The sequence below is a fragment of the Variovorax sp. CF079 genome, from assembly GCF_900101545.1.
Lineage (GTDB): Bacteria > Pseudomonadota > Gammaproteobacteria > Burkholderiales > Burkholderiaceae_C > Variovorax.
In genome coordinates this window covers 84,518-109,439 of the sequence record NZ_FMZU01000016.1, presented here as the reverse complement: position 1 = coordinate 109,439, position 24,922 = coordinate 84,518, and the positions used below count along the sequence as shown (strand labels likewise).

At 66.6% G+C, this 24,922-nt stretch carries 20 protein-coding genes and 4 tRNA genes; 8 read left to right on the top strand and 16 right to left on the bottom strand.

Going from position 1 to position 24,922, the window contains the following annotated elements; genetic code table 11:
- Positions 1–25 precede the first annotated feature (25 nt).
- The 12 genes from BLS74_RS21545 to BLS74_RS21490 form a co-directional block, all read right to left on the bottom strand.
- Complete coding sequence (locus BLS74_RS21545) at positions 26–658, bottom strand: DUF6806 family protein (protein ID WP_093109184.1); 633 nt, start codon at positions 656–658, stop codon at positions 26–28.
- 22 nt (positions 659–680) lie between these two features.
- Positions 681–773, bottom strand: a tRNA-Leu gene (locus tag BLS74_RS21540).
- An 86-nt stretch (positions 774–859) separates the two neighbouring features.
- Positions 860–933 (bottom strand) — tRNA-Cys (locus BLS74_RS21535).
- 55 nt (positions 934–988) lie between these two features.
- A tRNA-Gly gene (locus BLS74_RS21530) sits at positions 989–1,064 on the bottom strand.
- A 54-nt stretch (positions 1,065–1,118) separates the two neighbouring features.
- Positions 1,119–3,560 (bottom strand): endopeptidase La, encoded by a 2,442-nt coding sequence (gene lon / locus BLS74_RS21525; RefSeq protein WP_093109183.1) that lies wholly within the window; start codon positions 3,558–3,560, stop codon positions 1,119–1,121.
- Between the two features lie 123 nt (positions 3,561–3,683).
- Positions 3,684–4,949, bottom strand: a complete 1,266-nt coding sequence (clpX, locus tag BLS74_RS21520; protein ID WP_093109182.1) for an ATP-dependent Clp protease ATP-binding subunit ClpX — start codon at positions 4,947–4,949, stop codon at positions 3,684–3,686.
- A gap of 138 nt (positions 4,950–5,087) precedes the next feature.
- A complete protein-coding gene (gene clpP / locus BLS74_RS21515; protein ID WP_093109181.1) occupies positions 5,088–5,696 on the bottom strand; it encodes an ATP-dependent Clp endopeptidase proteolytic subunit ClpP in 609 nt (202 codons plus the stop codon).
- Between the two features lie 94 nt (positions 5,697–5,790).
- A complete protein-coding gene (gene tig, locus BLS74_RS21510) occupies positions 5,791–7,104 on the bottom strand; it encodes a trigger factor (protein ID WP_093109180.1) in 1,314 nt (437 codons plus the stop codon).
- 28 nt (positions 7,105–7,132) lie between these two features.
- Positions 7,133–7,219 (bottom strand) — tRNA-Leu (locus tag BLS74_RS21505).
- Positions 7,220–7,330: 111 nt separating this feature from the next.
- Positions 7,331–10,525, bottom strand: a complete 3,195-nt coding sequence (locus BLS74_RS21500) for an efflux RND transporter permease subunit (protein ID WP_093109179.1) — start codon at positions 10,523–10,525, stop codon at positions 7,331–7,333.
- A gap of 10 nt (positions 10,526–10,535) precedes the next feature.
- On the bottom strand, positions 10,536–11,702 hold the full coding sequence (locus tag BLS74_RS21495) for an efflux RND transporter periplasmic adaptor subunit (protein ID WP_093109178.1): 1,167 nt from the start codon (positions 11,700–11,702) through the stop codon (positions 10,536–10,538).
- A gap of 103 nt (positions 11,703–11,805) precedes the next feature.
- Positions 11,806–13,650: a potassium transporter Kup gene (locus tag BLS74_RS21490; RefSeq protein ID WP_093109262.1), complete on the bottom strand. Its 1,845-nt coding sequence runs from the start codon at positions 13,648–13,650 to the stop codon at positions 11,806–11,808.
- A gap of 129 nt (positions 13,651–13,779) precedes the next feature.
- Between BLS74_RS21490 and hpnC the strand changes: the two genes are divergently transcribed.
- The 3 genes from hpnC to hpnE are packed head-to-tail and all read left to right on the top strand — an operon-like array spanning position 13,780 to position 16,801.
- The gene (gene hpnC, locus BLS74_RS21485) at positions 13,780–14,694 is read left to right on the top strand and encodes a squalene synthase HpnC (protein ID WP_170855674.1); all 915 of its coding nucleotides are present in this window, start codon (positions 13,780–13,782) and stop codon (positions 14,692–14,694) included.
- Entirely contained in the window at positions 14,691–15,530 is an 840-nt protein-coding gene (gene hpnD, locus BLS74_RS21480; protein WP_093109177.1) for a presqualene diphosphate synthase HpnD, read from the top strand. The genes hpnC and hpnD overlap by 4 nt, the downstream gene beginning before the upstream one ends.
- A complete protein-coding gene (gene hpnE / locus BLS74_RS21475) occupies positions 15,527–16,801 on the top strand; it encodes a hydroxysqualene dehydroxylase HpnE (protein WP_093109176.1) in 1,275 nt (424 codons plus the stop codon). The genes hpnD and hpnE overlap by 4 nt, the downstream gene beginning before the upstream one ends.
- Here the strand turns inward: hpnE and BLS74_RS21470 are convergent.
- Positions 16,717–18,147, bottom strand: coding sequence for a sigma-54 interaction domain-containing protein (locus BLS74_RS21470; protein ID WP_093109175.1), 1,431 nt, complete (start codon positions 18,145–18,147; stop codon positions 16,717–16,719). The two genes, hpnE and BLS74_RS21470, sit on opposite strands and share 85 nt — an antisense overlap.
- 11 nt (positions 18,148–18,158) lie before the next feature.
- Positions 18,159–19,457: a SlyX family protein gene (locus BLS74_RS21465; protein ID WP_093109174.1), complete on the bottom strand. Its 1,299-nt coding sequence runs from the start codon at positions 19,455–19,457 to the stop codon at positions 18,159–18,161.
- Between the two features lie 550 nt (positions 19,458–20,007).
- Between BLS74_RS21465 and BLS74_RS21460 the strand changes: the two genes are divergently transcribed.
- From BLS74_RS21460 to BLS74_RS21445, 4 genes are all read left to right on the top strand, one after another.
- Positions 20,008–21,012, top strand: a complete 1,005-nt coding sequence (locus tag BLS74_RS21460) for a hypothetical protein (protein WP_093109173.1) — start codon at positions 20,008–20,010, stop codon at positions 21,010–21,012.
- 81 nt (positions 21,013–21,093) lie between these two features.
- Positions 21,094–21,441, top strand: coding sequence for a hypothetical protein (locus BLS74_RS21455; RefSeq protein ID WP_244503949.1), 348 nt, complete (start codon positions 21,094–21,096; stop codon positions 21,439–21,441).
- 13 nt (positions 21,442–21,454) lie between these two features.
- Positions 21,455–22,135, top strand: a complete 681-nt coding sequence (locus BLS74_RS21450; RefSeq protein ID WP_244503955.1) for a C39 family peptidase — start codon at positions 21,455–21,457, stop codon at positions 22,133–22,135.
- Positions 22,135–22,617, top strand: a complete 483-nt coding sequence (locus BLS74_RS21445; RefSeq protein WP_093109171.1) for a hypothetical protein — start codon at positions 22,135–22,137, stop codon at positions 22,615–22,617. Before BLS74_RS21450 ends, BLS74_RS21445 begins: the two co-directional genes overlap by 1 nt.
- Positions 22,618–22,623: 6 nt before the next feature.
- Here BLS74_RS21445 and BLS74_RS21440 read toward each other — a convergent pair whose 3' ends face one another.
- Positions 22,624–23,349, bottom strand: a complete 726-nt coding sequence (locus BLS74_RS21440; protein WP_093109170.1) for an HAD family hydrolase — start codon at positions 23,347–23,349, stop codon at positions 22,624–22,626.
- Positions 23,350–23,364: 15 nt separating this feature from the next.
- On the opposite strand from BLS74_RS21440, the gene hemH reads away from it, so the two are divergent.
- Positions 23,365–24,396 carry a ferrochelatase gene (gene hemH / locus BLS74_RS21435; protein ID WP_093109169.1) on the top strand — a complete coding sequence of 344 codons (1,032 nt, stop codon included), beginning with the start codon at positions 23,365–23,367 and terminating at the stop codon, positions 24,394–24,396.
- Positions 24,397–24,398: 2 nt separating this feature from the next.
- Here hemH and BLS74_RS21430 read toward each other — a convergent pair whose 3' ends face one another.
- On the bottom strand, positions 24,399–24,905 hold the full coding sequence (locus BLS74_RS21430) for a DUF1993 domain-containing protein (protein ID WP_093109168.1): 507 nt from the start codon (positions 24,903–24,905) through the stop codon (positions 24,399–24,401).
- Between the last annotated feature and the right edge of the window lie 17 nt (positions 24,906–24,922).

Genomic DNA, 24,922 nt, shown 5'->3' with positions numbered 1-24,922 from the left:
TTGACCGCTCCGTGGCACGCTCTTGCTAGTGCAGGTGGCGCGGGCGGCGTCCGCCACCGTGGCCGCCCGTACCCGGACCACCGGTGCCGCCGCGGGGGCGCTTGCCGATCTCGAGCGAGTTCACGAGCGCATCGAAGCGGTCGCCGAAGAGCTTGTCGATTTCCGCCACCACGCCGCCGAGTTCGGAACCGTCGAAGTGGCGCTCCATGAGGTTGACCACGTCTTCCACCAGGAGGTCGCGCTGCACCTGCATGATCGCGGCCGGGTTCGGCCCCACGAAGAGCATGAGGAAGTCGTCGCGCGACTCTTCGTCGGGGTCGCCCTCTTCCTCGTCGAAATCGGTGTCGTAGAAAGTGACTTCGAGCGCAGCGCCTTGTTCGGCGAGCTCGTTGAGTGCCATGCACATCTCGTCGAGTGCCTGGCGGAAATCCTCGTCGCCGGCGACCGTCCAGCAGATCTGGAGCATGTGCTCCTTCTGCTCGAAACGGATGCCCGGCTCTTCTTCGTAGACGCTGGTCGCGCCATCGGCCAGCGACTTGGCGCCGGCATATTTCCAGAGTGGCCTGAGCGCTTCCTGGATCTGCTCGAAGCTCACATCGGAGCGCAGCGGCACATCGCCGTGCACATGGATTTCGAACGGAGCGTTGTAGCGAGGCATGTCATTGCTCCCTTGTATGTGATGGTGCCCGGAACCGGGGTCGAACCGGTACGCCCCTTATGCAGGAAGCGGCGGATTTTAAGTCCGATGTGTCTACCAATTTCACCATCCGGGCGGCCGGGCAGATATGCACGATACCCGAAACGAAAACAGCCCCGGCAACGATGGTTGGTGGGGCTGTCGGATCGATATCGATATGGATGGAGGCGCGACCCGGAGTCGAACCGGGCTAGACGGATTTGCAATCCGTTGCATAACCGCTTTGCTATCGCGCCCTGCTGTTTGAACTCGCGAAAAAAAGGGAAGCCCGAAGCTTCCCTTTTTCAAAACTGGAGCGGGAAAAGAGTCTCGAACTCTCGACCTCAACCTTGGCAAGGTTGCGCTCTACCAACTGAGCTATTCCCGCGTTTCGAGCCTCGAATTATATAGTATTTTTTCGAGGTCCCGCAAGTCTCGCGACTCAATGTTTGACTGAACCTTCCGCGGGTTGCGAGCCGCGCTGTTTCGCGAGCTCGGCCACGGCCGCTGCAGAGGCTGCGACCTCTTCATCGGACAAGGGCGTGGGCGTCTTTTCGAGCGCGATCTCGAGCACCTTGTCGATCCACTTCACGGGCACGATCTCAAGGCCGTTCTTCACGTTCTCCGGAATGTCTTGCAGGTCCTTCGCGTTCTCTTCGGGAATCAGCACGGTCTTGATGCCGCCGCGCAATGCGGCCAAGAGCTTTTCCTTCAGGCCGCCGATGGCCGTGACCTCGCCGCGCAGCGTGATCTCTCCGGTCATCGCGACGTCGCCGCGCACCGGGATGCCGGTGAGCGCCGAAACGAAGGCCGTCGTCATCGCGGCGCCTGCGCTGGGGCCGTCCTTCGGCGTTGCGCCATCGGGCACGTGGATATGGATGTCGCGCTTCTCGAAGACCTCGTCCTTGATGCCGAGGCGCCGTGCGCGGCTGCGCACCACCGTGCGCGCGGCCTCGACCGATTCCTTCATCACGTCGCCGAGCGAACCGGTGCGGCTGATGACGCCCTTGCCGGGCATCGTGACCGCTTCGATCGTCAGCAGATCGCCGCCCACTTCGGTCCACGCAAGGCCGACCACCTGGCCCACCTGGTTCTGCTTTTCGGCCAGGCCGAAGCTGTACTTGCGCACGCCGAGGAAGTCATTCAGGTTCTTGCCTTCGACAACGACCTTGGGCGTCATCTTCTTGAGCAGCAGCCCCTTGACCACCTTGCGGCAGATCTTCGAGAGCTCGCGCTCGAGCGAGCGCACGCCGGCTTCGCGCGTGTAGTAGCGCACGATGTCGCGCACGGCTTCTTCGGTGATCAGGAGTTCTTCTTCCTTCACGCCGTTGTTCTTCATCTGCTTGGGCAGCAGGTACTTCAGCGCGATGTGCGTCTTCTCGTCTTCGGTGTAGCCCGCGAGGCGGATGACTTCCATCCGGTCGAGCAGCGCCGGCGGGATGTTCATCGAATTCGAAGTCGCGACGAACATCACGTCGGAGAGGTCGAAGTCGACCTCGACGTAGTGGTCGCCGAAGGTATGGTTCTGCTCGGGGTCGAGCACTTCCAACAGCGCGCTCGACGGGTCGCCGCGAAAGTCGGTGCCGAGCTTGTCGATCTCGTCGAGCAGGAACAGCGGATTGCGCGTGCCGACCTTGTTCAAGCTCGACAGCACCTTGCCCGGCAGCGCGCCGATGTAGGTGCGGCGATGGCCGCGGATCTCGGCCTCGTCACGCATGCCGCCCAGCGCCATGCGCGTGTACTTGCGGCCGGTCGCCTTGGCGATCGACTGCCCGAGCGAGGTCTTGCCCACGCCCGGCGGGCCGACCAGGCACAGGATCGGGGCCTTCACCTTGTCGACGCGTTGCTGGACCGCGAGATATTCGAGGATGCGGTCCTTGACCTTCTCGAGCCCGTAGTGGTCTTCGTTGAGCACCTCTTCGGCGTGCGCGAGGTCGTGCTTGATCTTGGTCTTCTTGCTCCACGGCAGGCCGATCAGCACGTCGATGTAGTTGCGCACCACGGTCGCCTCGGCCGACATCGGCGACATCAGCTTGAGCTTCTTGAGTTCGCCCTCGGCCTTCTTGAGCGCTTCCTTGGGCATCTTGGCGAGCTTGATCTTCTTCTCGATCTCCTCGATGTCCGCGCCCTCCTCGCCTTCGCCGAGCTCCTTCTGGATCGCCTTGACCTGCTCGTTGAGGTAGAAGTCGCGCTGGTTCTTCTCCATCTGGCGCTTCACGCGGCCGCGGATCTTCTTGTCGACGTTGAGGATGTCGACCTCGCGCTCCAGCTGCCCGTAGAGGTTCTCGAGCCGCGACTTGATGTCGGCCAGGTCGAGCACCGCCTGCTTGTTGTCGAGCTTGAGCGGCAGGTGGGCGGCGATGGTGTCGGCCAGGCGGCCCGGATCGTCGATGCTCGAGATCGAAGTCAGGATCTCGGGCGGGATCTTCTTGTTGAGCTTCACGTACTGGTCGAACTGCTGCATCACCGCGCGGCGCAGCGCCTCGACCTCGGTGCCCTTCTGAGCGGCGGCCTCGACCACTTCCACCGGCGTCACGTTGGCCGAGAAGTGGGTTTCGCCGTCGTCGATGCGGTTGACGCGCGCGCGCTGCTGGCCTTCGACCAGCACTTTGACCGTGCCATCGGGCAGCTTCAGCATCTGCAGGATGGTCGAGATGCAGCCGACCTCGAACATGTCCTCGACCGAGGGCTCGTCCTTGGCGGCGGCCTTTTGCGCCACCAGCATGATGCGGCGCTCCGCTTCCATCGCGAGCTCGAGCGCCTTGATGCTTTTCGGGCGACCGACGAACAGCGGAATCACCATGTGGGGGAAGACGACCACATCGCGCAACGGAAGCAGCGGCAGGTCGAGTTCGGTGGCAGGCAGGGGGGTATGACCGGACATGGGAATCCTTTACTTGATCATGGAAAGATGGTCGGCCACGCGCGCTTTTCAAGCCCGCGGGCACGGTAATCGCCGAAGACGCCGGTCGCCTGTATCGGAGGAGCCGGCCAGGAAGTCACTCAGTCAGGCCTTCTTGGCCGCCTCGCGGTACACGAGGAGCGGTGGCTTGTTTTCGTCGATTGTCGATTCTTCGACCACGACCTTGTCGACGTTGGTGGCATTCGGCAGTTCGAACATGGTGTCGATCAACGACTGCTCCAGGATCGAGCGCAATCCACGCGCGCCGGTCTTGCGGGCCAGCGCCTTGCGAGCGATGGCCTTGAGCGCCGTCGGACGAATCTCGAGGTCGACGCCTTCCATCTGCAGCAGCTTGGTGAACTGCTTGACCACGGCGTTCTTCGGCTCGGTCAGGATCTGCACCAGCGCGTCTTCGCTGAGCTCGGCCAGCGAGGCCACGACCGGCATGCGGCCGACGAGCTCGGGAATCAGGCCGAACTTGATCAGGTCTTCGGGTTCGACCTCGCGGAACACCTCGGTGATGCTGCGCTGCTTCTTGCTCTTGACCGAGGCGCCGAAGCCGATGCCCGAGGCCTCGGTGCGGTTCTCGATCACTTTTTCGAGCCCGGCGAAAGCGCCGCCGCAGATGAACAGGATGTTGGTCGTGTCGATCTGCAGGAAATCCTGGTTGGGATGCTTGCGGCCGCCCTGCGGCGGTACGCTGGCCATGGTGCCTTCGATCAGCTTGAGCAAGGCCTGCTGCACGCCCTCGCCCGACACGTCGCGCGTGATCGAGGGGTTGTCGGACTTGCGCGAGATCTTGTCGATCTCGTCGATGTAGACGATGCCGCGCTGGGCGCGCTCGACCTCGTAGTTGCAGCTCTGCAGCAGCTTCTGGATGATGTTCTCGACGTCTTCGCCCACGTAGCCGGCCTCGGTCAGCGTGGTGGCGTCGGCCATCACGAAGGGCACGTCGAGCATGCGCGCGAGGGTCTGGGCCAGCAGGGTCTTGCCCGAGCCCGTGGGGCCGATCAGAAGGATGTTGCTCTTGCTGAGCTCGACGTCGTCGCCCTTGGCCTTGTCCTTGTGACGCAGGCGCTTGTAGTGGTTGTAGACCGCGACCGACAACATGCGCTTGGCCGGCTCCTGGCCGATCACGTAGTTGTCGAGGTTGGCCTTGATCTCCGACGGTGTCGGCAGGTCGCTGCGCGCCTCGCGCGCCTCTTCGCCGGCGGGCAGCTCGTCGCGGATGATCTCGTTGCAGAGATCGATGCACTCGTCGCAGATGAAAACCGACGGTCCTGCGATCAGCTTCTTGACCTCGTGCTGACTCTTCCCGCAGAACGAGCAATAAAGCGTTTTTTCGCTGGAGGAGCCTTTTTTCTCGGCCATGGACAGATGCCTCGTAACAGGGGTTTAACAATGATAGCGAAGATGAAAGCCCCCCGACCCGGCGAACACCGGAACAAAAACGGCGCTTTCCACACGGAAAGCGCCGTTTTTTCCTGGGCGCCTCGGCGCCGGGGTACCTTAACTGCGCTTGGCGATCACCTGATCGATCAGTCCGTATTCCTTGGATTCGTCGGCCGTCAGGAAGTAGTCGCGCTCGGTGTCGCGGGCGATCTTCTCGAACGACTGGCCGGTGCGCTCGGCCAGGATGCGGTTCATCTGCTCGCGCGTCTTCAGGATGTCGCGGGCATGGATCTCGATGTCGGTGGCCTGGCCGCGGGCGCCGCCCAGCACCTGGTGGATCATGATCTTGGAGTTGGGCAGCGAGAAACGCTTGCCCTTCTCGCCGGCTGCCAGCAGGAAGGCGCCCATGCTGGCCGCGAAGCCGATGCACAGGGTGGACACGTCGGGTTTGATGAACTGCATGGTGTCGTAGATCGCCATGCCGGCGCTCACGCTGCCACCCGGGGAATTGATGTAGAACGAAATGTCCTTGTCCGGGTTTTCACTCTCGAGGAACAGCAGCTGCGCCACCACCAGGTTGGCGGTCTGATCGTTGACCTCGCCGACCAGGAAGATCACCCGCTCCTTGAGCAACCGCGAATAGATGTCGTAGGACCGCTCGCCGCGACCCGATTGCTCGATGACCATCGGAATCATGCCGAGGCCCTGAATTTCCTGTGCGCTCATGTTTTGCTCTCCAGAGAGGGGTTGTACTGTATCCAGACGAAATGGGGCTCGCGCATCAAAGCACAAGCCCCATGGGAAAGCAGCGAACCGGCGTTCAGCCTTGCTGGGCCATCAGTTCGTCGAAGGACACCGGCTTGGCGTTGACCTTGGCCTTGCCGAGCACGAAATCCGTGACATTGTTCTCGATCACCACCGCCTCGACCTCCGCCAGGCGGCGGTTGTCGCTGAAGTACCAGCGCACCACGTCGGCCGGCTTCTCGTAGCTGGCGGCCAGCTCGTCGATGTGGGCCTTGATCTGCTCGGGCTTGGCCTGCAGGTTGTTGGCGCGCACGAGTTCGGCCACCACCAGGCCCAGGCGCACGCGGCGCTCGGCCTGCGGGCGGAACATGTCGTCGGGGATCGGGGCCTTGTCGGCATCCTTGATGCCGCGCTGCTTGAGCTCGGCGCGGGCGCCTTCGACCATGCGGTCGACTTCGGCCTGCACGCTGGACTTGGGCAGATCGAGTTCGGCGTTGGCGATCAGCGCGTCCATGACCGCGGTCTTGTTGCGGGCCAGCAGGCGGAACTTGACCTCGCGCTCGAGGTTGCGCTTGATGTCGGCGCGCAGGCCTTCGACCGTGGCGTCGGCGATGCCGAGCGACTTGGCGAGCTGCTCGTTGACTTCGGGCAGGTGCGAAGCCTCGACCTTCTTCACGGTGACCATGAAGTCGGCCTGCTTGCCGGCCACGTCCTTGCCGTGGTAGTCGGCCGGGAAGGAGAGCGGGAAGGTGCGGCTGTCGCCGGCCTTCAGGCCGCGCACGGCATCTTCGAACTCCTTGAGCATCTGGCCTTCGCCGACGATGAACTGGAAGTCCTCGGCCTTGCCGCCCTGGAAGGTCTCGCCGTCGATCTTGCCTTCGAAGTCGACCGTCACGCGGTCGCCGTCCTGCACGGCCGCGTCCTGCGCGCGCTGCGCGAAGGTGCGGCGCTGCTTGCGCAGGATCTCGAGCGTCTTGTCGATCGCGTCGTCACCCACTTCGGCGCTGAGCTTTTCGACTTCGGCGTTGGCCAGGTCGTTGATCTTGACGTCCGGGAAGACCTCGAACACCGCGTCGAAGGCGAGCTGGCCTTCGGGCGACTCTTCCTTCTCGGTGATGCGCGGCTGGCCGGCCACGCGCAGCTTGGCCTCGTTGGCCGCCTGCGAGAAGGCCTCGCCGACCTTGTCGTTCATGACTTCGTAGTGGACCGAGTAGCCGTAGCGCTGGGCCACGACGTTCATCGGCACCTTGCCCGGACGGAAGCCGTCCATCTTGACGGTGCGGGCCAGCTTCTTGAGGCGCGAATCGACCTCGGACTGGATGGTGCCGACAGGCAAGGTCAGCGTGATCTTGCGTTCGAGCTTGTCGAGGGTTTCAACGTTCACGGTCATTTGAATCTTCCTTGAGAGGGTCTTGTGCTGGTGCGCGGGGCCGGACTCGAACCGGCACGTTCTTGCGAACGTCAGGACCTAAACCTGGTGCGTCTACCAATTTCGCCACCCGCGCGGTTCCAGTTTTTCAGGTGATGAATACCGAAGGCGGCCCGGAGGCCGCCTTCGGTCATTCGCGGCGGGCGGCCTGTGAGGCCTCCCGCCTGAAATCGGTCAACCGCGTATTTTAAGCGCGAACCAGGGCCTCTTCGGCCTCATCGGCCGGCCTGGGCTCGTCGCGCTTGACGCGGAACCAGGCCGCGTACATCGCCGGCAGCGCCAGCAGGGTGAGCACGGTGGCCACGATGAGTCCGCCCATGATCGCCACCGCCATCGGCCCCCAGAACACGCTGCGCGACAGCGGGATCATCGCCAGCACGGCCGCCGCGGCGGTCAGCACGATCGGCCGCAGGCGCCTGACTGCCGATTCGACGATCGCGTCCCAGGTCGGCACGCCGGCTTCCCGATCGCTTTCGATCTGGTCGATCAGGATCACGGCGTTGCGCTGGATCATCCCCATCAGCGCGATCACGCCCAGAAGCGCCACGAAGCCGAAAGGCCGGTTCAGCACCAGCAGCGCACCCGCCACGCCGGCGATGCCGAGCGGGCCGGTGATGAACACCAGCATCGAGCGGCTGAAGCTGTGCAGCTGCAGCATCAGGAGCGTGAAGACCAGGAACAGCATGATCGGCACGCCCGTCACGATCGAGGCCGAACCCTTGCTGCTTTCCTCCACCGCGCCCGCCACCTCGATGCGGTAGGCGCCTTGGCCGTCGGCGTGCCATTTGGCTTCGAGCTTGCGCAGCGCCGGCAGCAGTTGCTCGGTGACGGTCGCGCCCTGCAGGCCTTCGATGATGTCGCCCTGGACGGTGATCGCGTAGTCGCGGTTCTCGCGCCACATCACGCCGGGCTCCCAGCTGAACACCGGCCGCGCGATCTGCGTCAGCGGGATCGAGCGGCCCGAGCTCGTGGGCAGGTAGGCGTTGCCGATGTCCGAGATCGCCTCGCGCTCGTCCGGCGACTGGCGCAGCACAATGTCGATCAAGAGGTCGTTCTCACGGTACTGGCCGACATTCGTGCCGCTGAACATGGTGCGCGAAGCCTGCGCGATGGCCTGGCTGGTGACGCCGAGCGCACGCGCCTTGTCCTGGTCGATCTCGAGCTTGATCACCTTGACCGATTCGTTCCAGTTGTCGTTGACGCCGCGCATGTTGGCGTTCTCGCGCATCACGGCTTTGACCTCGTCGGCATGGATGCGCAATTGCTGCGGCTCGGTTCCGACCACGCGGAACTGGACCGGGTACGCCACCGGCGGCCCGTTGGGCAGCAGCTTCACGCGGCCGCGCACCTCGGGGAACTCCTCGGCCAGCAAGGCCGGCAGCTTGAGGCGCAGCGTCTCGCGGTATTTCAGGTCCTTGGCCAGCAGGATCAGCTGCGAGACGTTGGTCTGCGGGAACACCTGGTCGAGCGGCAGATAGAAGCGCGGCACGCCGGAGCCGACCCAGGTGCTGACGGTGGTGACGCCCTCTTCCTTCAGCAGGCGCTGTTCGACCCGCTTGGCCACCTCTTCGTTGGCCGCGAAAGACGTGCCTTCGGGGAACCACAGGTCGACCATGATCTCGGGCCGGCTGGAATCGGGAAAGAACTGCTGCTGCACCTTGCCCATGCCGACAATGCCGAGCGCGAAGATCAGCAAGGTGGCGCCGATGGTCAGCCAGCGATGCTTCACGCACCAGTTCACGGTGTGCCGGAAGGTGTTGTAGAAGGGCGTGTCGAAGAGCTCGTGCGGCCCTTCGCCAAGCTCAGGATGACCGGATGATGGGTGCGGCTTCACCTTGAGCAGCAGCGTGCCGAGATAGGGCACGAAGTACACCGAGACGATCCAGCTCAGCACCAGCGCGATCACCGTCACCGCGAAGATCGCAAAGGTGTATTCGCCGGTCACCGACTTCGCAATGCCGATCGGCAGGAAGCCCGCGGCCGTGATCAGGGTGCCGGTCAGCATCGGCTTGGCCGTGACGTCGTAGGCGAAGGTGGCGGCACGCACCTTGTCGTAGCCCTCCTCCATCTTCCGCACCATCATCTCGACCGCGATGATCGCGTCGTCCACCAGCAGGCCGAGCGCGATGATCAGCGAGCCGAGCGAGATCTTGTGCAACCCGATGCCGAAGTAGTTCATCGCCAGGAAGGTCACGGCCAGCACCAGCGGAATGGTGATCGCCACCACCAGCCCGGGCCGGATGTCGATGTACCAGCCGAAGCGCCCGCCCTTGTGCAGGCCGAGCGCGACGAAGCTGACGGCCAGCACGATCGCCACCGCCTCGATCAGCACGCTCACGAATTCGTTGACCGATCTGGAGACCGCCACCGGCTGGTTCTGCACCTGCGCCAGCGTCACGCCGGCCGGCAGCCGCCTGTCGATCTCGGCGGTGGCGACGCGCAGCGCCTTGCCGAGCGCGATGATGTCGCCGCCCTTGCCCATCGAGACGCCGAGCGCGATCACCTCTTTGCCCTGGTGCCGCACCTTGACCGCCGGCGGATCGACGTAGGCCCGGTGGATCTCCGCAATGTCGCCGAGCCGCATCTGGTTGCCCGAGCTGCCACGGATCGGCATCGCGCGCAGCTGCTCCACGCTCGTGAACTGGCCGCCCACGCGCACCTGCACCACATCCTGCGGCGACTGGATCGTGCCGGCGCTCTCAATCGCGTTCTGCGATCCGATCTGCGCCAGCACCGCGTTGAAATCGAGCCCCAGCTGCGCCACGCGCTTCTGCGAGACCTCGATGAAGACCTTCTCGTCCTGGACGCCGAACTGCTCGACCTTGGCCACGTCCTGCACGCGCAGGAGTTGCTGGCGCACGTCGTCGGCAAAAGTCTTGAGCTCGGCGTAGCTGAAGCCATCGCTCTCCAGCGCGTAGATCACGCCGTACACGTCGCCGAAGTCGTCGTTGAAGAAGGGCCCCTGGATGCCGGCCGGCAGGGTGCCGCGCATGTCGGCGATCTTCTTGCGCACCGTGTACCAGACGTTCGCGACATCGCCCGGCCGCGACGAATCCTTGATCTGGAAAATGATCTGCGACTCGCCCGGCTTCGAATAGCTGCGGATCTTGTCGGCGTAGGGCGCTTCCTGCAGCGTGCGCTCGAGCTTGTCGGTCACCTGCTCGGCCACCTGCTGCGCGGTCGCGCCCGGCCAGTAGGTGCGCACCACCATCGCGCGGAAGGTGAAGGGCGGGTCCTCGTCCTGGCCGAGCTGGAAGTAGGCCGCGAAGCCCAGCACCATCAGCACCAGCATCAGGTAGCGCGTGAGCGCGGCGTGCTCGAGCGCCCATTTCGAGAGATTGAAGCCGGCCTTGCCGGCAGCTGCGGTCTGCTGCGACGTCATGGCGGCGTCCTCAGCGGGTGGCAACCGGAGCCGCCGCTGGCGCCTGCACGTTGACGGCCTCACGCAGCGGATTGGCCGGCGCGGCCGTCTTCTCCCTGTAGATCGAGACCTTCTGGCCCGGCGACAGCACGTGCACGCCCGCGACCACCACCGTCGTGCCCGGCGTGATGCCGGCGGCGATCACCGCTTCGTTGCCGTCTGCCGTGGCCACCTGCACCGGCTGCGAGCGCACCGTCATGCTGCTCTTGTCGAGCACCCAGACCGCGCTGCCCTGCCCTTCCTGGCGCAAGGCGCTGGTCGGCAGCTTGAGCACCGGGGTGCCGGTGCGCGACAGCGCCTGCGGCCGCGCATAGACGGTGGCACCGAGCGCGGGCGCGGTGGCGGCATCGATCGCGACCTTGACGCTGTAGGTGCGGGTCACCGCGTCGGCACTGGCCGCCACTTCGCGCACCTTGCCTTCCATCTCGGCGCCGCCCGCCCAGCCGCGCACCGTGACGGGCGACCCCGGCTTGACCAGCGCGGCGCGGTCTTCCGGCACCGCGAACACCACATCGCGCGCGCCGTCCTGTGCGATGCGCACGACCGGCGTGCCGGCCGACACCACCTGGCCCGGCTCGGCCTCGATCGCCGTGATGATGCCCGGCACGTCGGCCACCAGCGTCGTGTAGTTGGCCTGGTTGCCTTGCGATGTGAGCTGGGCCTGCGCCTGCTCGAGCTGCGCCTGGGCGGCCTTGTAGGTGGTTTCGCGCCGCTCCAGTTCCGCCGCGCTGATGAAGTTCTGCTCGCGCAAGCCGCGGTAGCGCTTGAGGTCCGCCTCGGCCAGGTCGCGGTTGGTCAGGGCCCCGGCCTGCTGCGCGCGGGCGGCATCGGCGGCCAGCCGGTAGTCCTGCGGATCGAGCTGCGCCAGCACCTGTCCGGCCTGCACATGCTGGCCGAGCTCGGCCTGGCGGCGCGTGATCTTGCCGGCCACCCGGAAGCCGAGCCGGGAGTCGACGCGGGCCCGCACCTCGGCCGAGAACTCGGGCTCGGTGCCATAGGCGCTGGTGCCCACCGTGATCACCTTGACGGCGCGCAGGGGCTCCTCAGCGGCCGGCGGGCGGGAACAGCCGGCGAGCGCCAGGGCGGCGAGCAACAAGAGGCTGGCGGAACGAAAAACGGGGGAGGCGGACGCGGTCATGGAACACCCTAGAAAAGACAAACGGGGTCATTAATGACCAGCCGGTTAGTAATCTAGGGTAAACGAGAACCCGTGTCAATCACGGCCGCCGTCGGGGGCCCATTTACGTTCGTTGTCCCAGCTCGACCAATCTGTTGCCGGGGATTTCGAAATAGTCCGACGCACGCCCCGCATTGCGCTGCAGCCAACCGAACAAAGCCCGGCGCACCGGATTCATGCCCGGCAGCGGCTTGTCGCCCAGCGAGGCGCGCGAGACGAAGTACGAGGTGCTCATCGATTCGCAGGCCAGCCCCTGCTGGTACGCCAGGATGCGGATGAATTCGGGCACGTCGGGCCGCTCCATGAAGCCATGGCGCGCGGTCACGACCCACACGCCATGCCCAAGCGAGCGGGCCTCGATGCGCTGCCGCGCGTCGACCCGCGGCGTGTGGCAGGCCAGCACGCGCAGCACGATCACCTGCTCGTGCAGCACCTGGTTGTGCTTGAGGTTGTGCAGCAGCGCATGCGGCACCGCGTCTGCGTCCGAATTCAGGAACACCGCGGTGCCTCGCACCCGATGCGGCATGTTGGCTGCAAGCGATTCGACGAAGGGCTCGAGCGGCATGCTCTGCGCCGCGGCAGCCTCGAGCCCCAGGCGCCGCCCCTTGGCCCAGGTGGTGAACAACACCATCACGAGCACCGCCACCGCCAGCGTGAGCCAGCCGCCGTCGAAGACCTTGAGGCTGTTGGCGACGACGAAGGTGATGTCGATCACCGCGAAGGCCAGCACGCCGACCACGACCGCGACACGGTTCCAGCGCCAGAGCCGGTAGGCGACCACGCCGGCCAGCAGCGTGGTCGTCACCATCGTGATCGAGACCGCGATGCCGTAGGCCGCCGACAACGCGCTCGATGTGCGAAAGCCCAGCACCAGCAGCAGCACGCCCGCCATCAGCAGCCAGTTGACAACGGGCACATAGACCTGGCCGATCGACTCTCCGGATGTCTGCACCACGCGCATGCGCGGCAGGTAGCCCATGCGCATCGCCTGGGTGGTGAGCGAGAAGGCGCCCGAGATCACGGCCTGCGATGCGATCACCGTCGCCATCGCGGCCAGCACCACCATCGGCAGCACGCCCCACGCGGGGAACAGCCGGAAGAAAGGGTTGTCGATCGCGGCCGGATTCGCGAGCACCAGCGCCCCCTGCCCGAAGTAGTTGAGCACCAGCCCGGGCATGGCGATGAAGAGCCAGGCCAGCCGGATCGGCCGGGCGCCGAAATGCCCCATGTCGGCATAGAGCGCTTCGCCACCAGTGAAAGCCAGGAACACCGCGCCCAGCACCGCCAGCGACTGCGCGCGGTGCGAGACGAGAAAGCCGATGGCATGGCGCGGATCGAGCGCCGCCAGCACCTGCGGCTGCTGCAGCACCTGCCACAGACCCGCCACCGCGAGCACCGCGAACCACAGCAGCATCACCGGCCCGAAGACCTTGCCGACCGCGCCCGTGCCCTTGCGCTGCACCCAGAACAGACCGACGAGGATCGCGATCGTGATCGGGATCACGAAGGGCTTGAGCCCGTGCGCCTGCACCTCCAGGCCCTCGACCGCCGACAGCACCGAGATGGCCGGCGTGATCAGGCAATCGCCGTAGAACATCGCGGCGCCCACGAGGCCCAGCAGGCCGACCATCTGCCAGACCCAGGGCCGCGTGGCCGGGCCGGCGACCGCGTTGCGCGCCAGCGCCTGCAGCGCGAGGATGCCGCCTTCGCCGTCGTGGTCGGCGCGCAGCACGAACACCACGTACTTCAGCGTCACCACGAAGGTCAGGCCCCAGAACACCATCGACAGCAGGCCCAGCACCGCGTCCGGCGTCAGCGGCACGCCATGGTCGGGGTTCAGCGTCTCCTTGAAGGCATAGAGCGGCGAGGTCCCAATGTCGCCGAAGACCACGCCCAGCGCGGCGATCAGAAGAACAGGCCCACCCTTGGCATAGGCGGCAGGCTCCGTGGGACTCAAGGTCTGCGCGGAAGAGGTCATGGTGCGGTGTGCGAGCGGTGGCGCGACGATGGTACTGCGCGGTACACGACAATCCGGCGCGTGTCCTCCTCGCCCCACCCGGTCGCCGCGCCTGCGCCGACGCACTACGAGAATTTCCCGGTCGCCTCCTGGCTGTGCCCGCCGCGGCTGCGGCCGCCGATCGCCGCGATCTACGGCTTTGCGCGCACGGCCGACGACATCGCCGACGAAGGCGAGGCCGGCGCGGCCGAGCGGCTCGACGATCTGCGCGCCTTTCGCGCCGATCTCGCCGCCGCCGCCCGCGGCGCGGCGCCATCGGCGCGCTGGCCCGAGGTCTTCGGTCCGCTCGCGCATGCCATGCGCAGCTTCGCGCTGCCCGAGCCGCTCCTGGCCGACCTGCTCTCCGCCTTCATGCAGGACATCGAGAAGACGCGCGACGGCCAGGGCTACGCCGATCGCGCTGAACTGCTCGACTACTGCCGCCGCTCGGCCAACCCGATCGGCCGCCTGCTGCTGCACCTCTACGGCGTGGACGATGCACGCGCCCTCGCGCAGAGCGACGCCATCTGCAGCGCGCTGCAGCTCATCAACTTCTGGCAGGACCTGAGCGTGGACCTGCCGCGCGGCCGCTTCTACCTGCCGCACGCCGACAGCGCCGTGCATGGCCTCGCAGCGAAGGACTTCGAAGGCTTCCGGCCGCTGGCCCCCGCCGCACCGCCACCCGCCGCCATTGCATTGATCGCCGGCGAGGTGGCCTGGGCGCGTGCGCTGATGAACGAAGGCGCGCCGCTGGTGCACCGCCTGCCGGGCCGGGCCGGCTGGGAACTGCGCTTCGTGGTGCAGGGCGGACTTCGCATCCTCGACAAGATCGAGGCGCTGGGTTGCGACAGCTTTTCGCAGCGTCCGACCATCGGCAAGGCGGATGCGACGCTTCTGGCCTGGCGCGCCTTCTGGATGCGGAGACAATCCCCCGCGATGAAGAGTTTTCCACGATGACGCCCGAGCAGTACGTCCAGGACAAGGCTGCCGCTTCGGGCAGCAGTTTCTATTACGCCTTCCTGTTCCTGCCGAAGCCGCGGCGCGCCGCGATCACGGCCTTCTATGCCTTCTGCCGCGAGATCGACGACGTGGTCGACGAGGTCAGCGACCCCGGCGTCGCGGCGACCAAGCTGGCCTGGTGGCGCACCGAGGTCGCCCAGTCCTTCGCGGGCCGGCCGCAGCATCCGGCGATGCAGGCGCTGATGCCGCACGCCACGGTCTACGGTATCGAGGAGCGCCAGCTGCACGAAGTGATCGACGGCTGCCAGATGGACCTGGACCAGACCCGCTACCTCGACTTCCAGGCCCTGAAGCGCTATTGCCACCTGGTGGCCGGCGTGGTGGGCGAAGGCGCGGCGCGCATCTTCGGCCAGACCGACGCGCAGACCACCGCCTACGCCCACAAGCTGGGCCTGGCGCTGCAGCTGACCAACATCATCCGCGACGTCGGGGAGGACGCGCTGCGCGGACGCATCTACCTGCCGGTCAGCGAGCTGCAGCAGTTCGACGTCAAGGCGCACGAAATCCTGAACCGCCTGTACTCCGAGCGCTTCGTCGCGCTCATGAAGTTCCAGGCCGAGCGCGCGCATGCGGCCTACGACGAGGCGCTCGCCCTGCTCCCGGCTGCCGACCGGCGCACCCAGAAGCCGGGCCTGATGATGGCCAGCATCTACCGCACGCTGCTGCGCGAGATCGAACGCGACGACTTCCAGGTGCTGCAGCAGCGCGTGAGCCTGACTCCGGTGCGCAAGCTGTGGCTCGCGTGGCGAGTCCAAGCGCTAGGGAAGCTTTGAGTCAGGTTGCCGTCATCGGCGCCGGCTGGGCCGGCCTGGCCTGCGCCATCGAAGCGACGCGCGCCGGTCATGCGATCACCGTGTTCGAAGCCGCCCGCACCCTCGGCGGCCGTGCACGCGCGCTGCCGGCGCAGATGCCCGACGGGCAACCGGTGCTGCTGGACAACGGCCAGCACATCATGATCGGCGCCTACAGCGCCACGCTGGCGCTGATGCGCGAGCTCGGCGTCGATCCCGGTGCCGTGCTGCATCGCATGCCGCTCACGCTGCGATTTGCCGACGGCGGCGGGCTGCAGGTGCCGCATTGGCCGCCGCCGCTGGACCTGCTGGCCGGCATCCTGGGGGCGCGCGGCTGGTCCTGGCGCGACAAGGCCGCACTGATGCGCGCCGCATTGCGCTGGCGCTGGAATGGCTTTCGCTGCGACCCCGGTGCATCGGTGGCCGCGCTCTGCGCAACGCTGCCGCCGCGCGTCATGGCCGAGCTGATCGAGCCGCTGTGCGTCTCGGCCCTCAACACGCCGACCGGATACGCGAGCGGCGAGGTCTTCCTGCGCGTGCTGCACGACGCCCTGTTCGTCGAGCGCGGCGGCGCCGACCTGCTGCTGCCGCGCGTCGACCTCGGCGCGCTGTTCCCGGATGCCGCGGCGCGCTGGCTCGCGCAGCAGGGCGCCCAGGTGCGCAGCGGCACGCGCGTGCAGGCCATCGACCACGAACCAGCGGGCTGGCAGGTCGACGGCGAAAGCTTCGACCGCGTGGTGCTCGCCTGCGCGCCGTGGGAAGCCGCCCGCCTGGCCGCTGGCGTGACGCTGCCCGCCGCAGCGGCCTGGTCGCAGACGGCCGAGGTGCTGCAACACGAAAGCATCGCGACCCTCTACATGGCAGGCGGCGCTGCATTGAGTGCGCCGATGTTGGCGCTGCGTGCGAGTGCCGGCGCGCCGGCGCAGTTCGTCTTCGATCGCGGACAACTCGGCGGACCGCAAGGCCTGCTGGCCTTCGTGGTCAGCGCCAGCGGCGACGAGCGCGAAACGCTGCAACACCAGGTGCTCGCGCAAGCCCGCGAGCAACTCGGCTTGACCGGTTTGCAGCCGGTGCAGACCGTCGTGGAACGCCGCGCCACCTTCGCCTGCACACCGGCGCTGGTGCGCCCCGCGGCCCAGGTGGCGCCGGGCCTGCTGGCCTGCGGAGACTATGTCGAAGGTCCGTATCCCGCGACGATCGAAGGCGCCGTGCGCAGCGGCCGCACGGCGGCCGCCGGTTGCGGGTCCGCGTAAGGGCTCTGCAGCGCATTCAACGCGATGCTGTGCTTGCCCATCAGGCGGTACAGCGTCATGCGCGAAACGCCGAGCTCGCGCGCCGCGTGCGTGACGTTGCGCCCGACCCGGGTCAGCGTGAGGCAGATCGCATCGCGCTCGGCCATCGTGCGCGCCGTGTCAAGGCCCATCCCCACCGGCGTCTCGACCGCGGCAAGACCGAGGTCGGCCGGCCCGATCAGCCGCTGCTCGCTCATCACGACCGCACGCTGCACGCGGTTGTACAGCTCGCGCACATTGCCCGGCCAGCCGTGCGCCATCAGGGCCGCCAGCGCCTGCCGGCTGAAGCCCTTCACGCGGGTCTTGCTCTTGCCCGCGCAGCGCTGGAAGAAGTATTCCGCCAGGATCGGCACGTCCTCCATGCGGCGGCGCAGCGGCATCACGTCGATCGACAGCACGTTCAAGCGGTAGAACAGGTCGTCGCGAAACTGGCCCACCGCCACGGCTTCGGCCAGGTCCACATGCGAAGCCGCCAGCACGCGCACGTCGACCTGCAGGCTGCGCACGCCGCCCACGCGCTGAATCGTCTTTTCCTGCAGGAAGCGCAGCAGGTTGGTCTGCAGCTCCAGCGGCAGATCGCCGACCTCGTCGAGGAACACCGTGCCGCCGTTGGCAGCCTCGATCAGCCCGCGCCGCTCGGACGACGCGCCGGTGAACGCGCCTTTTTCATGACCGAACAGCTCGGACTGGATCAGCGACGGCGAGATGGCGCCGCAATTGACGGCCACGAAGGGGCCGGCCGAACGCAGCGAGCACTGGTGAATGGCGCGCGCAGCGAGCTCCTTGCCGCTGCCGCTCTCGCCGCCGATCAGCACCGGAGCATCCGTCGCCGCCACCCTGCGGATCTGCTGGCGCAGCCGCGTGATGGCGGGCCCCTGCCCCACCATGCCCATTGCATCCACCACATGCGTGTGGGTCTTGTGCCGGCGCCGCAGCATGGCGCGCTGGCAGGCATGGTCCAGCACCAGTTCGAGCTCGCGCCAGTCGAGCGGCAGGACCTGATGGTGGAAGAAGCAGCCGAGAACCAGTTCGCGGAAACCGGGCGACTCCAGCGCCTGCGCCTCGCACACGCTCACCCACTCCATGCCATGCGATGCATTGACGCAGGCCTCGATCGCCGCCTCCGGCACCGTCAGCGCGGCGCCGACCACCAACAGGCCGACCGGCAGATGACGATGCGCCTGGATGCGATTCGCCGCCGCCAGGTCGGTCGCATGCATGAGCTCCCAGCCGCGGGCGAGCAACTGCTCCTTGACACCGCCCGCGTCGCCGCCCAGCGCCACGTACAGAAGGGTTCGCAGTTGCATGAGAGACCCGGCTAGAAAGACATCGGCACCCTGACCGTCAATGTGAGGTCGGGCGTATCCCGCGTCAGCCCTGCACCCACGGTCACGTTCACCGCGGTCTTGTCGCTGATCCGGTACGAGTAGCCCAGATTGAGCGATCCCAGCTGCGTGCGTACCGAGGTCACCACCGGTATGCCGTTCTGCCTGGTCTTGCCGATGGAATTGAGCTCCACGCCGACGCTGAATGACGAGCGCTCGTTGAGCGCCAGCCCCATGCCGAAGTTGACGCCGAAGATATTGCCAGGCTTGACCGAACCGATGAACTCGCGCTCGCCGTTCAGCACCAGGCGGCTCAGGTTGTCGCGGCCGAAGTTGTGCGTATAGGTGAAGCTGCCGAAGAACACCGCCGGATCGGTGGGCAGCAGCCAGGTGAGCCCGGTCTGCAGCGAATAGAAGCCCGAGCCCGTCGGCAGGTCCAGTGGCAGGCCGCTGCCCGTCGTGTTGCCGATGCAGCGCGTGATGCAGTCGGTGACCACCTCGAAGGGGTCCTTGCCGGTGCGGGTCTTGAAGCGCAGCGAGCCGATCATGTAGGGCCAGTTGCCCTTGCCTTCGTTCAACTGGTAGCGCGCCGCAAGCTCGATGTCGCCGATCGACCGGCCGCTGGTGTCGAACACCCGTTCGTTCGCGGAGCCGGTGAAGATCTCGCGGCTGATGGTGGAGTCGGAACGATAGACATAGGGAACCTTCGCTTCCAGTTCCAGCCGGTTGGTGATGCCCCAGCGGCCGGCGACCGCGGCGGTCAGGGTGTTGCGCTTGACCTCGCGCACGTCGACCAGGCCGATCAGCAACGCGGGGATCACCGTGTAGCCCACCAGCGCGACGCGGTTGTTCGACGAATAGGCGTATTGCAGCGAGGGCTCGATCACATATTTGCCGCGCGGCGTGAGGATGCCGGGCTGATCGAAGATCGGCGCCACCTCGGGCATCTGAAGCGCATCGCCGCTGGGCGCCACGCCTACCCGCACCGGTCGCGGGCCGGTGTCGGCGACCTCGGTCGCCGCGGGCTTGCTTTCGGGTGGCGGTGCGCTGCGCGCCTCCTGGGTCTGCAAGCGCTCCTGCAGTTCGCGATACCGGGCCTCCTGCTCCTGCGCCTGTTGCCGCAGTGCCTCGATCTGACGTCCCTGCTCAGTCAACTGCTGCTGCAGCGCCTCCATGCGTTTGGTCGCGCTCCTGGCGGGCGATGTACCCTGGGCCTGCGCAACAGCGCCCGACCATGCCAATGAAGAACAGGCCAGGAACGCAAGCGTCCTGTGCTGCCGGGATGTCTCCATATCTCCACCTCCCTTGTTTTTTCGCTCGGGGGTTGAATGTCGCGCACCAGCGTAAACGCATCTTTCAAAACGTGGCAAGATGCAAGTTGAAAACAAAAGTAATGGCGAATGCACTGTCTCAAAACTGATGCAGTTTCGCTCGAGCTTCCCTGGCGCCTCGCAGCGCACGCAGTGCGACGCAAGTCCTTGCGGCACAACGCAAGAGACCGGCAACGCGCTCGCTCCATGGCGCGGCCGCCTGTCACAGCGGTGAGACAGCAGGCGCATCCAGTCGTCCGGCCGAACCCGGAGTCCCCCAAGGCGAAAGCACTACCGCACGTGCGATCGGTCCTACACAACCGTCAAGGCGCTGTGACAAATCGTTCGATTGCACGGCCGTGCGCGCGCCGGCGAAATGCGCACGGCCAGGGCAACCGGAGGGGCGCTTCCCTCGGAGACGAGCGCCATGCGAATGAGGCCACGCTGTGTTGGCACCGAAGTTGCACGAGGTCTCTTGAATTGCGGGAACGCAACTCATCCGCGCTTTGTCACGTCAACAAATGGAGACCCTATGAAGAAGACACTTCTGGCTTCGGCCATCACGGTTGCATTCGGGTTCAGCGGTGTGGCGTTTGCCAACGACACGGGCCAGCTCGCGGTTCAATTGACCGGTGAAGGCGACAACACGAGCACGAACACCAGTACCTCCAGCAGCACGAGGACCAGCACCAGCACGCGCACCTCGTCGCGCAGCGACAGCAGCACCAACAAGGATTCGGGTGACGCCTACACCAGCGCTGCACGCTCCGCCGCGCTCAACAACGGCTCCACCGGAACCTTCAGCAATGCCTTCAACGTGACGAAGGCGACGGCCACCAGCAATCTGACCGGCGTGGTGACGGGCAACAGTGTCTACAACATCGGCAACCAGGCCTACAACAACGGCTCCGCCGCGGGCGGCACCGGCAATGGCGGCTACGGCGGCGTCGGCCGCGGCGGCTCGGCCTCCGGCACCGGCACCGGCGGCAACGGCGCAGTCGGTGCGACCGGCGGCAACGCCTCCAACGGCGCCATCAGCCATGGCAGCGCGACCAATGGCAGCGCCAGTGCGGGCAGAGGCGGCGACGGCTACGGCGGCGGTGCGAATGGCTTCAATGCCAGCGGCATCGTGGTTGCGGATGACGACGGCACGGCCACCAGCACCAATGGCGGCTCGCGCACGGCAGGCGCAGGCACCGGCGGCGCCGGCGGGTCGGCCACCAACGGCAGCGCGACCAACGGCAGCGCCAGTAACGGCAACAACACCGCGGGCAGCGGCGGCGCGGGCGGCGCCGGTGGTGCGGGCAACGGCGGCACCAACACCGGCAACGGCGGCACGGGCGGCGTGGGCGAAGGCGGCAGCGGCGGTGCGGGCGGGACCAACACGGTCAACGCCGGGACATTCAACATGTCCAACACCATGACCAGCGTCGGACAGTCGGCGGCCGGCATCATGATTGCGAACCAGAACAGCGGCTTCTCGTCGCTGGTCCAGCAAAGCGTGAACGTGCAGGCCAACCTGGCCGTGGGACGGTAGGCCCCAGAGCTCGCACTCGCCGTGCGGCCTGCAGCGCATGCAGGCCGCGCGGCGATGCCGGCTCGCTCACCGGAGAGACACATGAGATCGATCGCACTCTTCGGGTCCGTCGGCCTGGTCGCGGCGTTGATGTTGGCGCAAAGCGCCGCGGCGCAGACGTCGGTGGTGCCGAACGGCACGACGGCGTTCTCCAAACCCGTCGATTCGGCGGTGCTCGCCACCTACCGCGGCGGCAACCAGCTGGTGCACAACGAGATGGAACTGACGGGCACAACGGCCGACAACACGGCCCGCAACGTCACGACGGGCAGCAACGCCATCAGTTCAGGATCCTTTGCCAACATGACCGGCCTGCCGGTGGTGATCCAGAACACCGGCGCGAACGTGCTGATCCAGAACGCCGTGATCCTTCACCTGCAGATGAACTGACGGGGGCCCGATGCTGCGCGGCCTCTTGCTCTTCATCTCGCTGATCGCGGCGGCCAGCGCAGCACCGGGTCAGGTGGCGCACCTGCCGTCCATGGGCACGGGCGACGTGATCATGCCGGTCGTCAGCATGCGGCAGGCACGCCTGGCCGGCACGCTGCTGCAGAAGTACGACTTCAGCTGCGGATCGGCGGCGCTCGCCACCTTGCTCACGCACCACTACGGCCACCCGGTCACGGAGCAGATGGTGTTCGAGGAGATGTACGCCCGCGGCGACAAGAAGAAGATTCACACCGAGGGCTTCTCGCTGCTCGACATGAAGCGTTATCTGGCCGCGCACGGCTTCGAGGCCGACGGCTTCGAACAGCCGCTGGACAAGCTCAACGAGGCACGCGTTCCCGCCATCGTGCTGATCAACGAGAACGGGTATCACCATTTCGTGGTGGTCAAGGGCGTGCAGGCCGACCGGGTGCTGATCGGCGACCCGGCGCAAGGCACGCGCGCGCTGCCGCGCAAGACCTTCGAAGCCATCTGGAAGAACAACCTGCTGTTCGTGGTTCACAACCGCATGGAGTCGGCGCGCTTCAACCTGGCGGCCGATTGGCGCGTGGCGCCGCGTGCGCCGCTGGGCGGCGGCGTCAGCCGTGAAGGCCTCTCCCACATCACCCTGCCCAAGCTGGGACCGGGAGAGTTCTGATGCGCACCGCCCGCCTGCTCTGCGCCCTGCTCGGCTTGGCCCTGTGCCTGCCGGCGCGGGCCGACGCCGTGTGGGAGGCCGTGAGCGACCGGACGCTGGACGGCCTGCGCGGCGGCTTCGATGTGGGCGGCGGCCTGCTGGTCAGCTTCGGCATCACGCGTGCCGTCTACATCAACGGCGACCTGGTCACTCAAACCACGCTCAATTTCGGCCGGCTGTCCGAGCTGACGCCGGCGCAAGCCGCGCAGCTCAACCAGCAGATGACGGCGCTGAACCTGGTGCAAACCGGGCCGAGCAACAGTGTCGCTCCGGACGTCCTGTCGACGGGCGCGGGCACCATCATCCAGAACACGCTGAACAACCAGCACATCGTGAATCAGACCGTGATCGATGCCCGCAGCAACGCGATGGGCATGATCAAGAACCTCAATATCCAGAACACGCTGAACGATGCCTTGACCCGTTCGGCTGCCCCGCGCTGAGTCCTCTCAACCTGCGTCGAGCGCCATGCACAAGGCATGCAGGTTCGGCACGATCAGCTGCGGCCGCGCGCCATGTTCCCAGGGCCGCTCGTCGCGCACCAGCCAGGCGGCCTGCATGCCGGCATCGAGCGCACCGACCACGTCGAGCGCCGCATCGTCACCGACGTGGAGCACATCCTTGGGCAGCAAGCCGACCGAGGCCGCGGCGGCGCGGAAGATCGGTGCATGCGGCTTGCCGCTGCCGAACTCGCGCGCGTTGAAGGCGGCGCGAAACCAGCGCCCGACTCCGGTCTGATGGACATCGGCATTGCCGTTGGAGACGGCCACCAGCGGATAGCGTTCGCTGAGCCACTTGAGCGCGGGCAAGGCGTCGTCGTAGAGCGTCACGCGCTGGCGTTCGGCGAAGAAGATCTCGAAGGCCGGATCGGCCAGCGCCGGGTCTTCGCCCGCGCGCCTGAGCGCCGTGCGTATCGATTCGCGCCTGAGCGCACTCAGGTCGTGCGCAAGATCGGAACGCTCCTTGGCCGTGGCCTCGCGCAGTTCGCGCAAAACGCCGGGCGTCACCAGCAGGTTCGCGGTCTTCGGCGCCTCGCGCACCAGCCATTCGTAGAGCACGCGCTCGGCGCGTTCGATGGTGGGCCAGATCGGCCAGAGCGTGTCGTCGAGGTCGAGCGTGATCGCGGCGATGCGCTTCACGTCGAGGGTCAGGGAATCGGGGGTCGCAAAGGCCATGACCGAGAATAGCGCATGCCTTTTCGCCCTGAAGCTCCTGCCGTCGAAACGAACCAGGAGCGCACCGCCGTGCTCTGGTGCAACCTCGGCTCGCCCGACGAGCCGACCGCCGCCGCGGTGCGTCCCTACCTTGCCGATTTCCTGGGCGACCCGCGCGTGGTCGAGATTCCGCGGGCCCTGTGGGCGCTGATCCTGCACGGCATCATCCTGCGCACGCGACCCGCCAAGTCGGCTGCCAAGTACGCCAGCATCTGGACGCCCGAAGGCTCGCCGCTCAAGGTCTGGACGAAGAAGCAGGCCACCCTTTTGGCGGGCTGGCTCGGCGAGCGCGGCCACCGCGTGACGGTGCGCGACGCGATGCGCTACGGCAACCCGTCGATCGCCGCGCAGCTCGATGCGCTCAAGGCCGAAGGCGCGACCCGCGTGCTGGTGCTGCAGGCCTATCCCCAGTATTCGGCCACCACCACGGCGAGTGTGATCGATGCCGTCAACGCCTGGAGCGCGCGCGTGCGCCGCGTGCCGGAGTTCCGCTTCGTCAATCAGTACCAAGACGAGCCGCTCTACATCGAGGCCTTGGCCCAGAGCGCGCTCCGCTACTGGAAAGACCACGGCCGGCCCGACCAGCTGGTGATGAGTTTCCACGGCATCCCCGAGCGCAATATCCGGCTCGGCGACCCCTACCAGGCCCAGTGCCTAGTAACCGCCGGCCTGCTGGCCGAACGGCTGCAACTCACGCGCGAGCAGTACCGCGTCACCTTCCAGTCCCGCTTCGGCCGCGCGAAATGGCTCGAACCCTACACCGATCCGACCCTGCGAGAACTCGGCGCGACGGGCGTCGCGCGCGTCGACGTGATGTGCCCCGGCTTTCCGGCCGACTGCCTGGAGACGCTGGAAGAGATCGCGATGGAAGGCCGCGAGGCCTTTCTGCATGCGGGCGGGAAGGAATTCCACTACATCCCCTGCCTCAACGACAGCAGCGCGTGGATCACGGCGCTGGCCGCGATCGCGGAACGCCACTTGAGCGGCTGGCCGACGCGTTCGGCCTGAGTTCAATAGCGGCCCAGGTAGTCGCGCTTGCCGATCGGCACGCCGCTGTGCCGCAACACGTCGTAGGCCGTGGTTACGTGAAAGAAGAAGTTGGGCAGCGCGAACTGCAGCAGGTAGCGCTGGCTCGTGAACTCCAGCTCGTTGCTGCCCACCTTCATCGAGACGGACCGTTCCTCGAAGCCGTCGATCTGGGCGCGATCGACGCTGTTCAGGAAGTCGACCGTCTTGGCGATGCGCGCCTGCAGTTCGCCCCAGGTCTTCTCGGTATCGGGAAAGCTCGGCGCCGTGATCGCGGCCAGCCGCGCGGCACCGAGCTTGGAGGCGTCGCTGGCGCGCTGGATCTGCCCTGCCAAGGTCAGCATGTCCGGCGCGAGCCGCGCATCGACAAGCGTCGCTGGGTCGATTCCCGAGGCCTGCGCATGCGCGAGCCCCTTGTCCAGCAGATGGGAGAGTTGGCCGAGCCCGCGGATGAACACCGGGATCGAGATGTCGTAGAGGGAAAGCGTCATGAAAGCTCCGGATTGAT